At 41.8% G+C, this 12,266-nt stretch carries 9 protein-coding genes; all 9 read right to left on the reverse strand.

The features are described from left to right. Positions 1–3: 3 nt before the first annotated feature. Positions 4–903, reverse strand: a complete 900-nt coding sequence (truB, locus tag PRK60_RS05185; protein ID WP_102168712.1) for a tRNA pseudouridine(55) synthase TruB — start codon at positions 901–903, stop codon at positions 4–6. Positions 904–961: 58 nt separating this feature from the next. Beyond that, complete coding sequence (rbfA, locus tag PRK60_RS05190) at positions 962–1,327, reverse strand: 30S ribosome-binding factor RbfA (protein WP_003716934.1); 366 nt, start codon at positions 1,325–1,327, stop codon at positions 962–964. A 15-nt stretch (positions 1,328–1,342) separates the two neighbouring features. Continuing rightward, positions 1,343–3,619: a translation initiation factor IF-2 gene (gene infB / locus PRK60_RS05195; protein ID WP_273645723.1), complete on the reverse strand. Its 2,277-nt coding sequence runs from the start codon at positions 3,617–3,619 to the stop codon at positions 1,343–1,345. 13 nt (positions 3,620–3,632) lie between these two features. Continuing rightward, a complete protein-coding gene (locus PRK60_RS05200) occupies positions 3,633–3,944 on the reverse strand; it encodes a L7Ae/L30e/S12e/Gadd45 family ribosomal protein (protein WP_102168714.1) in 312 nt (103 codons plus the stop codon). Continuing rightward, positions 3,934–4,236 (reverse strand): RNase P modulator RnpM, encoded by a 303-nt coding sequence (gene rnpM, locus PRK60_RS05205; RefSeq protein WP_102168715.1) that lies wholly within the window; start codon positions 4,234–4,236, stop codon positions 3,934–3,936. Before rnpM ends, PRK60_RS05200 begins: the two co-directional genes overlap by 11 nt. An 18-nt stretch (positions 4,237–4,254) precedes the next feature. Beyond that, the gene (gene nusA, locus PRK60_RS05210) at positions 4,255–5,490 is read right to left on the reverse strand and encodes a transcription termination factor NusA (protein ID WP_273645724.1); all 1,236 of its coding nucleotides are present in this window, start codon (positions 5,488–5,490) and stop codon (positions 4,255–4,257) included. A gap of 15 nt (positions 5,491–5,505) precedes the next feature. Beyond that, positions 5,506–5,988, reverse strand: coding sequence for a ribosome maturation factor RimP (rimP, locus tag PRK60_RS05215; protein ID WP_102168717.1), 483 nt, complete (start codon positions 5,986–5,988; stop codon positions 5,506–5,508). 114 nt (positions 5,989–6,102) lie between these two features. Further along, positions 6,103–10,431, reverse strand: a complete 4,329-nt coding sequence (locus tag PRK60_RS05220; protein WP_273645725.1) for a PolC-type DNA polymerase III — start codon at positions 10,429–10,431, stop codon at positions 6,103–6,105. Positions 10,432–10,513: 82 nt separating this feature from the next. After that, on the reverse strand, positions 10,514–12,256 hold the full coding sequence (locus PRK60_RS05225) for a proline--tRNA ligase (protein ID WP_102168719.1): 1,743 nt from the start codon (positions 12,254–12,256) through the stop codon (positions 10,514–10,516). Between the last annotated feature and the right edge of the window lie 10 nt (positions 12,257–12,266).

Below are 12,266 nucleotides of genomic sequence, written 5' to 3' on the forward strand. Positions count from 1 at the left end.
CCTTTACTTTACAGAGAACATCTTTGTTGGCTTATATCCCTGAGCCGTTAAGTGGTATAGCGCCTTAGTCGAACCGTCATATTTCAGGACCACTTCATTTGCTACTGTCTGCAACTCATCCTCCTTAAGCCAGCCACCATGCTGAACAGACTGCCATTGTACTGGAGTTAATTCTACTGCTGGATAGTCTTTCAGGGCATAATCAATTGGGTAAAGATGACGATTAATTGTTTGATGAGCTACTGCATCTTGAATATCATTTAAGCTCAGAGTCTGGTCAAGCGTAAAACCACCACTTTCAAGCCGGGTTAGCCACTTCATCGCACCAGGATAGCCAAGCGAGCGCGCTAAATCGGCGACAAGTGTCCTAATGTAAGTTCCTTTACTACACTTTACCTTAAAATAAACGTGTTGTTCTTGATGTTCTAAATCATATTCGTTTCGACACATAACAAAACTACTAATCAACGCTTTCCGTCGCGGTCGTTCCACGGTTTCACCAGCACGGGCATACTCATAAAGACGCTTACCATTCACCTTGACGGCAGAATACATTGGTGGAATCTGAATGATTTCTCCCGTCATTTTCTGCATTGCTCTCTTAATTAGTTCACTACTAATTGCTTCTTCGACTGGCTTAGTTTCAATCACTTCACCATCAAAGTCTTCAGTCGTTGTCGCTTTCCCGATTACTAGTTCTCCCTGATATTCTTTGCCCGACTGCATCAAGTATTCTACCACTTTAGTCGCATTACCAACACAAATCGGCAAAACACCATCAACAGAGGGATCCAACGTCCCTGAATGACCAATCTTCTTGGTCTTTAATATCCGCCGCAACCGACTGACACAATCAAAGCTTGTCATTCCACGTTCTTTGTACAAGGGAATAATTCCATCCATATAATTCTCTCCATAAAAAAACGAACTAAGAGATAGCTCCCAGCTCGTTCATCCTTAATTACTTATCTTGTTCTTGCTGGTGAAGCTTATTGATCAGCTGATCAATCCGACTTCCATAGGCAATTGATTTATCTCGTTCAAATTTAATTTCAGGTGTTTTGAAAATGTTCAACCGTGCACCTAATTCACTCCGAATTAAACCAGTTGCTTTATCCAAACCAGCTTGAACTTTTTCCATATCAGAAGCTTTATCAGACAAGATACTGTAATAGATTGTTGCTTGTTGAAGATCACCAGTAACATCTACACCAGTAATGGTTACTCCTTGTACGCGAGGATCACGAACCCGCTTTAAGAGAATATCGTCAACTTCACGTTGGATTTCCTGAGCTAATCGATCAACACGATATTGCTTATTAGGCATTTTAATCACCTCGGTTTACTTAACTGGTACTTCCTTCATTTGGTAGGCTTCGATAACGTCATTTTCCTTAATGTCATTGTAGTTTTGAATTGTCAAACCACATTCAAAGCCAGCCTTGACTTCCTTAACGTCGTCCTTGAACCGCTTCAAACTGCCAAGTTCACCACTATAAACGACAATTCCGTCACGAACAAGCCGAACCTTGGAGTCACGGGTAATCTTACCAGAAGTTACCATTCCCCCGGCAATTGTCCCAACCTTAGAAGCCTTGTAGATTTGCCGTACTTCAACTTGACCAATAGTTTCTTCTTTATAAACCGGTTCAAGCATCCCCTTCATTGCGTCTTCAACTTCTTCAATTGCGTTGTAGATTACTTGGTGGAGACGAATATCAATTTTATTTGAATCAGCTAATGACTTTGCAAGTGAAGTTGGCCGAACATTGAAACCAATAATAACGGCATTAGAAGCTTCAGCCAATGTTACATCGGATTCATTAATTGCACCAACGGCTTGGTGAATAATATCAACCCGAACACCGTCAACCTTAATCTTTTGCAAACTTTGACTAAGTGCTTCTACTGAACCTTGAACATCAGCCTTAATGATTAATGGGAGGGTCTTCATTTGCCCCTTCTTCATCGTATCAAATAAGTTATCCAATGTAACGTGAGAAGTCCGCTTTCGTTCTTCTTCTTGTGCTTGTTCTGCACGCTTCTCACCAGCAGCACGGGCAGTCTTTTCATCGTCAAAGACAACAAAGCGGTCCCCTGCTTCCGGAACAGAATTAAGCCCGGTAATCTCGACAGGAGTTGATGGGGTAGCTTCCTTAATCCGCCGACCATTTTCATTCGTCATTGTCCGAACACGGCCATAAGTGTTTCCAACAACAATTGGGTCACCGACATGTAAAGTTCCTTGTTGTACCAGAACAGTAGCAACAGATCCTTTACCTTGATCGAGTCGTGCTTCAACAACGGAACCAGCAGCATTTTGGTCTGGGTTGGCCTTAAGTTCCATCATTTCAGCTTGGAGTTGAATCATATCAAGCAATTCATCAATGTTCTTCCCAAACTTAGCTGAGATGTTAACAAAGATTGTGTCACCACCCCAGTCTTCTGGAATCAAGTTGTACTTAGCTAATTCCTCAATTACTCGTTCCGGATTAGCACCTGGCTTATCAATCTTGTTAACTGCAACAATAATTGGTGTTTTGGCAGCTTGGGCGTGGTGGATAGCTTCAACGGTTTGAGGCATAACACCATCATCTGCGGCAACAACTAATACAGTAATATCAGTGATATTAGCTCCCCGAGCACGCATTTCAGTAAAGGCAGCGTGTCCTGGCGTATCCAAGAATGTAATTAGATCATCTTTGTAATGAACTTGGTAAGCACCAATCTCCTGAGTAATTCCCCCAGCTTCATGTTCAGTAACATGTGAGTGACGAAGCTTATCAAGCAACGTAGTCTTACCATGATCAACGTGTCCCATAACCGTAACAACTGGTGGACGAGAAACTAAGTGATCCGTATTGTTTTGCTCTTCTTCAAACATCTTATCGATATCTGAAATATCTTCTTCAACCTTTTCCTTAGCTTCAATTCCATAATCAGTTGCTAACAATTCAATTGTATCCTTATCTAAGGATTGGTTTTGGTTAATCATTACACCGAGCATAAAGAGTTTCTTAATAATCTCGGCTGGTGAACGGTGCAAAATTTTCCCAAGATCTTGCGCATTCATTCCCTCGGTATACTCAAGAACATCCGGTAATGGCTTATCTTTTCGCTGAGTAGGTTGTTGGTGCTTAACCTCACGAAGACGACCATTGCTGTTATGTTTCTTGTTTCGCTTTTTATTCTTCTTATTGAATCGCTTACCCTTTCGACCAGATTCATTTAAGCTGCCGCCAAAGCGACCGTTGTTATCATTTTGATGACGGTTATTGCTTTGGTTTGTTTGCTTAGAAGAATGGTTATTATCACGATGCTTTTGATCATGATGTTCATTTTTCTTGTTATGGTTAGCTTGGTTTATTGATTGTTGGTTTCCCTTATGCCCTGCTTTTGCCTGAGAATTCTTTTCGTGGTGCTTAGCATGTTGTTTAGATTGGTTAGCGCCGTTCTTGTTGTTCCCCTTAACAACTTGACGTAACTTTTGTGCTTGATCAGGCGTTACAGATGACATATGGCTTTTAATACCCATCCCTTGATCCTTGGCCACCTTTACAAGGCTTTTGCTTGGCATCTTGAGTTCTTTGGCTAATTCATAAATTCGTTCTTTGGCCATGTACTCACGCTCCTTAATTCATCGTTAGTAGTTCCTCAAACTTTCTTGCAAATCCAGATTGCGTTACACAAATAACAGTTCTCGACTGTCCAATTGCTTGACTTAGTTGCTTTTTAGTAAAAAGCGTACAGAGTGGAACCTTGTAGAAGGTACATTTATCCGTAAACTTCTTTAATGTTGCTGAACCAGCATCTTGAGCTAAGAAAACAAACTGGGCTTTTCCTGTTTGAATTAATTTTAAGACACCGCCCTCACCACTTTGAATTTGTTTGGCGCGGCGTGCTAATCCGAGTAAGTTCAAAACGGATTGTTGATTATTTTTCATTATTACCAAATAACGCTTGTCGTGCTTGAAGATGATCCGTGTATTGAATTAATTCATCATAGAATGAATCATCCAACTTAACATGAAAGGCTTTTTCGAAAGTTTTTTCTTCCTTTGCCCGCTTAGCAATCTCTACATCTACCGCAATGTATGCACCCCGACCAGACTTTTTTCCGGTTGGATCAAGCGTAACTTCGCCTTCCTTATTCTTAACTACTCGGATCAATTGTCGCTTCGGCATCATTTCGCCAGTAACAATATCTTTACGCATCGGTATTTTTCTCTTTTTCATTTATTTCACCCCGCTGCTTTAATCTTCTGAAGCGTCAGTTTCTTTTTCAAGTGTATCAGTATTATTTTCCATCTCAGAAGCCGGCTTAATATCGATCTTGTATTTTGTTAATCGAGCAGCCAACCGTGCATTTTGGCCTCGCTTACCAATCGCAAGTGAGAGTTGGCTATCAGGAACTACAACCGTGCATGAACGCTCTTCAGTTGTTGCAACTGGTTCCTCTTCTTCAGTATTTTCCGTCTCAGTTGCGGCATCGGTGTTCTCCGTTACAGAAGCATCAGTTGAATCTTCTTCTGATTGTCCTTCAGTAACTGAAGCTTCCGGTTCGTTAAAAATAACGTCCAGAACTTCTGCAGGGTTGAGAGCATTAGCAATAAATTGAGCCGGGTCCTTAACATATTCAACAATATCCATGTTCTCGCCATCTAGCTCATTCACAATTGCTTGAACACGTGAACCACGAGGACCGACACAAGTACCAACGGGATCAACGTTTGGATCATTGGAATAAACAGCTACCTTAGCACGATCTCCAGCTTCACGGGCAATATTCTCGATTAAAACTGTCCCGTCCTTAATTTCAGGAACTTCCCGTTCAAATAGCCGTTTTAATAATTCTGGAGCTGTCCGACTGACAAAGATTTGTGGACCATGACGATCATCATTTACTTTTGAAACGTAAACTTGGATCCGGTCGTGAATATGGTAGTGTTCATTAGGCATCTTATCCCGGTAACCCATGGCACCTTCAACACCATCACCAAGGTCAACCCACGTAAAACGTTTATCCTCACGAGAAACTTCACCAGTAATAATTTCATTCTCGTAGGTCTTGTACTTATTATAGATGATCTTCCGTTCTTCTTCGCGTAACCGTTGCATTATAACTTGCTTTGCCGTTTGCGCTGCAATTCGGCCGAAATCACGTGGCGTAACTTCTTCACGAATCTCATCACCAACATCGTATCCTTGACCATGTGGCAACTTCCGCGCATCGGCAAGGCTCATATACTCGTTGTCATCTTCCTCAACCAAGTCTTCGTTATCGGTAATCGTCTTAACAGCATAAACCTTGATATTACCAGTAACCCCGTCAAAGTCAACTTCAACGTTCTTTTCACCGTAATTTTGCTTATATGCGAGTTCCAAAGCCTGTTCTAAGGCTTCAATAACAATTTCCTTCTTGATTCCCTTTTCTTTCTCTAAGTAATCAAGAGCGGCGATCATTTCAGTATTTGTTTTTGCTTTGCTCACCTTTTAACACTCCCTTTAAATCTTACTAAAGTCGATTGCTAATCGTGCTTGCGCGATCATTTTACGTTCAATTTTAATTCGACGCTGACGAGTCTTATCCATGTATTCCAATGTTAGTTCGTCAGGCGTAAGTTCAACCAATGTTCCCTCGTATGCCTTTTTTCCTTCTATCTGCTGGTAAAGGGAAACGTGAATGTAATCATTGATTGCCCGCTCATAATCAGCTTCCTTCTTCAATGGACGTTCGGCACCAGGAGAAGATACCTCAAGGAAATATGCCTGAGGAATCGGATCAGGCTCGGTATTATCAAGCGCCTCACTCAATTCATCACTAATATCAGCACAGTCTTCTAGGGTAACTCCCCCATCCTTATCAACATAAACTCGTAAGTACCAGTTTTTACCTTCCTTAACGAATTCAAGATCGTAAAGGTAGCAATCATATTTGGCTAAAATCGGTTTAGCTAATCCGGTTACTATTTCAACGACATTGCTCAACTGCGTCACCTCCATTATTTGCAATAAAAAGAGCGAGCATCTCTGCTCACTCCAACGAGTTATTTACCATAATTAATTATAGCATGAACTCACTCAACTAGCAAGCGACTATCCCTAGAACAGACTTAATTGGTTTTCATCCGGCAATCCATCTAAGACATGATTCTGAGTCATAAAATCTATAATTGTCTGTGAAACCTTTCCCCGCTCAGCTAGATCCTGCTTCGAGAGAAATTTCTTTTCTTCCCGAGCAGCAACAATCTGTTTAGCAACGTTTAGTCCCAACCCAGGAACTGCACGGAATGGAGCAATTAATGAATTACCATCAATTAACCAGTTGCTTGCGTCAGATCGCTCAAGATCAACCATCTTGAACTTAAAGCCCCGCTCTAACATTTCATTAGCTAATTCAAGGATCGTCAACAAACTCTTGTCCTTAGCGCTTGCATCATTCCCTTGAGAATTAATCTCTTTCATCCGTGTCTTAACAGCATCTTTACCGTGTGACATTGCAACTACGTCAAAGTCATCAGCACGGACAGAGAAGAAAGCACAGTAATAAACAAGCGGGAAGTAAACCTTAAAGTACGCAATCCGTAACGCCATCAAAACATAGGCGGCCGCGTGGGCTCGTGGAAACATATATTTAATCTTCAAGCACGAGTCCATATACCATTGTGGAACGTTCGCCTCACGCATTTTCTCTTGCCAATCGTCAGGAATTCCTCGACCGTGACGAACCGATTCCATTACCTGGAATGAAGTTTCAGAGTCAAGACCATAGTGAATTAAATCGGTCATAATGTTATCCCGACATCCAATCACATTAGCAATTGTTGCGACTCCCTGTTTAATTAACTCTTGAGCGTTGTCCAACCACACGCCCGTTCCATGAGAAAGTCCAGAGATTTGCAGGAGTTGCGAATAGTTCTTCGGGTGGGTATCTTCAAGCATTCCCCGAACAAAACGAGTTCCGAATTCTGGTAAGCCAAGAGTTCCCGTTTTACTTTGGATCTGCTCTTCACTCACCCCCAACGCCTCGGGACTAGAGAACAGGCTCATTACTCCCGGATCGTTCATCGGAATAGTTTGTGGATCAACCCCAGATAAATCCTGTAAGGCACGAATCATCGTTGGATCATCATGTCCCAAAATATCCATCTTTAAAATATTATCGTGGATAGAGTGGAAATCAAAGTGAGTTGTTTCCCAAGCTGCATCTTGATCATCAGCCGGATATTGAACTGGTGTAAAGTCATAAATCTCCATATCATCAGGAACAATAATAATTCCAGCCGGGTGCTGTCCTGTTGTTCGTTTAACACCGGTAGCACCATGAGAAAGCCGATCCTCTTCTGCTCCCCGAAACTGCTTATCCGTATCACGTTCATAAGCCTTAACGTAACCATAGGCAGTCTTATCGGCAACAGTACCAATCGTCCCAGCACGAAAGACATTCTTTTCACCGAACAACACTTTCATGTAGTTATGAGCAATCGGTTGATAGTCCCCAGAGAAGTTCAAATCAATATCTGGAACCTTATTTCCCTTAAACCCTAAGAACGTTTGGAACGGAATATCATGCCCATCCTTAACTAATAGCGTTCCACACTTAGGACACTTCTTTTCTGGAAGGTCAAATCCTGAACTATATTCACCTTTAGTATAGAAGTGAGAATAATGACATTTAGGGCATCGGTAGTGTGGTGGCAATGGATTAACCTCTGTAATTCCAGAGAGCGTAGCAACCACACTTGAACCAACAGATCCCCGAGAACCTACCAAATAACCATCCTTATTTGACTTTGCTACTAGCCGTTGAGCAATCAAATAAATTACCGAGAACCCATTTTTAACAATACTATTTAACTCAAGCTCAACCCGGTCTTGAACAATCTTTGGTAACGGATCACCATACCATTTCTTAGCAGTATCCCAAGTACGATCTTGAATTTCTTGTTCCGCGCCCTTCATATGGGGAGTATAGAGCTTATCTTTAACTGGGCAAATACCGTCATCAATCATATCCGCAACCTGATGGGTATTTGTGACAACGATTTGGTGTGCTTTATCAGCCCCAAGAAAACTAAATTCATTGAGCATCTCATCGGTTGTCCTAAAGTGAACGTCCGGTCGTCTGGTTCGGTTAAGCGGGTTCGCACCACCTTGAGAATTAATGAGGATCTTACGATAAATAGCATCGTGAGCATCCAAATAGTGGACATCTCCCGTTGCAACAACTGGTTTCTCTAGGTTTTCACCTAGTTTAACCATGTTCTTCAAAATATCTTCCAAGTGAGCGTCATCAGCAATGACCTTCTGATCCAACAGTGGCTGATAATTAGGCTTCGGCTGAACTTCAATAAAGTCATAGTATTTAGCCTTTCTCTCGGCTTCAGCAAATCCCTTTTCCATCATTGCGGTAAATACTTCACCTGAAGAGCAGGCAGTGCCCAAAAGGAGCCCCTGGCGATACTTGGTCAGAATACTACGCGGAATCCGTGGTACCCGTGCAAAATACTCGACATTAGATAGCGAAACCAACTTGTAAAGGTTTTTCAATCCTTCTTGAGTCTGGGCAAGAATTGTAACGTGAAATGGCCGCGCATGGCGGTAAGCATCGTTATCTGCCATATGCTTGTTCAAATCATTAATTCGTTTAATTCCATACCGCTTTTCCGCATCCTTTAAAAAGATATGCAGTAGCTTTCCTGTTGCTTCGGCATCGTAATTTGCTCGGTGGTGGTGCTCAAGAGCAACTTTGAATTTCTTACTTAAGGTATTCAAACGATATCCACGCATATGAGGATAAAGGAACCGGGCCAGTGGCAAAGTATCAATGACGGGCGCCGTAATCTCTTCCATGTTATGACGACGGTAACCAGTATTCATGAATCCCATATCGAAGGAAACATTATGACCAGCAATAATACACCCTTCACAGAAGTCTCTAAACATCTTGAAGACTTCTTCCTCACTTTTTGACCCCTGAACCATTTCATCAGTAATTGATGTTAGGTTAGTTGTCTGTTCAGAAAGGGGAAATCCAGGATCAATAAATTCATCAAACCGTTCTAAGACTTCACCGTCTTTCATCTTCGAAGCGGAAAGCTCAATCACTTTATCATAAATTGCTGAAAGTCCCGTTGTTTCAACGTCGAAGATAACATATGTCTGACCATCTAGTGGTGTATCATTTTCGTTATATACTAACGGGATCCCGTCATCAACCACATTTGCTTCCACACCATAGAGCATCTTAATCCCTGTTTTTTTAGCCGCCTTAAATGCTTCTGGAAATGCTTGAACATCTGCGTGATCTGTAATCGCAATTGCAGGATGCCCCCACGAATGAGCACGGTTAGCTAATTCGGTAATTGAATTAGTGGCATCCATTTGACTCATCTCTGAATGAGCATGTAATTCAATTCGCTTATCATCAGCAGGCGCCTTATCCTGACGTTCTTCATGTTTAATTTCATTAATGTCGAAAGCATTAATAACTAAATCATGCATCCACGTATCTTCTTGTACCGGACCACGAACTTTAAGCCACATTCCCTCTTTGATATTTGCAAATTGGGCTTCATCAGCTTCGTTCCGGGAGAATTTCTTTACCGCAAACGAAGAAGTATAGTCGGTAATCTCAAATGTCAGTAATTGCCTACCCGAGCGCAGTTCCCGTACCTCAGTGCTAAAGACATAGCCCTCAACGACAATCGAACGCTCTTCCTCAACAATGTCTTTCATCTGCTTTACTTCTTGAGAATCATTAATTACTCGGCCAAGTTGAACAGGCCCATCGGCGGGGGCAACATTACTTTGCTGCTTTTTCTTTTTAGCAACGTTATTCTTTTTAATCTGTTCCATTGCCTTAGCAGCAAGGGCAGCATCGTCTGCTTCATGCTTAGCCTTTAATTCCTTAATCCGGGCTTCCGAAGCAGATTCATCAACGAACGGGTGAATCCGAAATTTAGGAAAACCAAGGTCAACATAGTCCTCTTCAATCTTTCCTAAAACATTCTTAGTAAGGAAATCTTTCATCATCTCGTTTTCAATAACAAGAGTTACCCGACCATCCTTAACTTCAGGTGATGTCTGTGTACAGACTTGTTGAGTCATCGGTGAATCAGGTGCTGTTTGCCGGACTACATATTCCCAATAATCACCAATTAGCTTGGGATCAAGCTCGGTCATTGAGCTGCTAATTTTCACTCGCGTATTAGCAATATCCCGAAAGCCCATCGTTAATGCGTTTGAAAATTCACTAAAAAGGTTAAATGGTAACGGCTGTCGGAGCATTAAATGAAATTCCCATAGACGCGAATCCTTATGAACTACGACAGATTGAACCTTTGCATCATGAAAGGCGGGGTTATCTTTTTCGGGAAAGTGAATTTGTTCAAGTAGTTTTTGAAATAATTCTTGTCGTGATAAACTCACTTTTTATCCTCCTACAATAAAAAAGTGGCGCGTTGATAAATTAAATTCTACCATCGTCACCACCAATTAATGATTAGACTAATTATTTAGCTTCAGTAGCATCTTGTCCACTAAGTTGCTTAAGCAAAATAGCAACAGTATTAACGACTTCCTCAGTCTTAACTTCAATTGTTTCACCGGTTTTCCGGATCTTAATTTCAACAATACCATCTGAAGCCTTCTTACCAACAGTAATCCGAATTGGAATCCCAATTAAGTCAGAATCGGCAAACTTAACACCAGCACGTTCCTTTCGGTCATCTACTAAGACATCATAGCCAGCTTTTTCAAGAGCTACGGTAAGTTCATTTGCCATTTCCATTTGATCTGCTTTTTTGGCATTTACAGGAATTACATGAACATCAAATGGTGCAATACTGTCAGGCCATACTAGACCATTGTCATCAGCTGTTTGTTCAGCAACTGCAGAAAGCAACCGGCTAACACCAATCCCGTAGCTTCCCATAATAACATCAACTAGCCGACCATTGCTATCAAGTACTTGTGCACCAAGCTTCTTCGAATAATGGGTTCCTAACTTAAAGATATGACCAATTTCAATCCCTGGTGTGAACTTGATTGGGTGACCATCCGGCGCAATTTCGCCTTCCTTAACATTACGGAAATCACCGAATTGATCAACGCGGAAGTCACGGTCAATATTGGCATTAATATAGTGGTGACCATCATCATTAGCCCCACAAGCCATATTAACCATTACTTTAACGTAATTGTCAGCATAGATTTTAACATCTTCACCAACACCAACTGGGCCAAGCGAACCCGGATGTGCTCCCAGATACTTCACAGCATCTTCTTCGTCAGCTAACTCTAATTCTTCGCAACCTAATTCATCCTTCAGCTTGGCCTCGTTAACTTCATCATTGCCGCGCATCAAAACAAGAACTGGTTGTGTTTCCTCTTCACTCATTTTGGCCATGTAGAACATTGCCTTAATGATCTGGCTTGAGTCCATTCCAAGGCTTTCCGCGGCTTCGTCGACACTGTGAGCCCCTGGAGTTGGCTTCTTTTCAAGCTTTTCTGGTTCAGCAGTTTGTTGAACACCGGTAAACTTACTAGTAGCCTTTTCCAAATTAGCAGCGTAATCCCCGTCAGTATAAGCAATGATATCCTCACCAACCGCTGCTGGAGCAGAAAATTCTTGTGAGTTCTTACCACCCATTGTTCCTGAATCGGCTAGGATTACCTTGTAGTCTAAGCCAACCCGGTCAAAAATATTACGGTATGCTCTTGCTTGAAGATCATAAGCCTGGTCTAAGCCAGCTTGATCAGCAGAGAATGAATAACCATCAAGCATTTCAAATTCCTTACCACGAAGGATCCCATAACGAGGGCGATCTTCATCTCGGAACTTATCTTGTAGTTGGTAAACAACTAATGGCAGCTTCTTGTATGACTTAATACTATCCCGAATAACTTCAGTAAACGTTTCTTCATGAGTTGGTCCCATGATAAAGTCACGATCACGACGATCCTTTAGCTTAAATAGGTTATCGCCATAGCTCTCATACCGACCAGATTCTTTCCACAAGTCAGCAGGAAGAAGCGCCGGCATCATCATTTCAACCGCACCAGCTTTTTCCATTTCTTGACGAATAATATTTTCAACCTTCCGAATTACCCGGTAGGCCATTGGCAAGTAAGCCCAAACACCAGCGGACACTTGGTAAATGTAACCAGCCCGAACCATCATTTTATGACTAAGCGCTTCCGCATCACTTGGCGCTTCCTTTTTTGTTGGAATTAAAATCTTTGATTGTTGCATTAAAATACTC

This window comes from Limosilactobacillus portuensis, from assembly GCF_028607025.1.
Classification (GTDB): domain Bacteria; phylum Bacillota; class Bacilli; order Lactobacillales; family Lactobacillaceae; genus Limosilactobacillus; species Limosilactobacillus portuensis.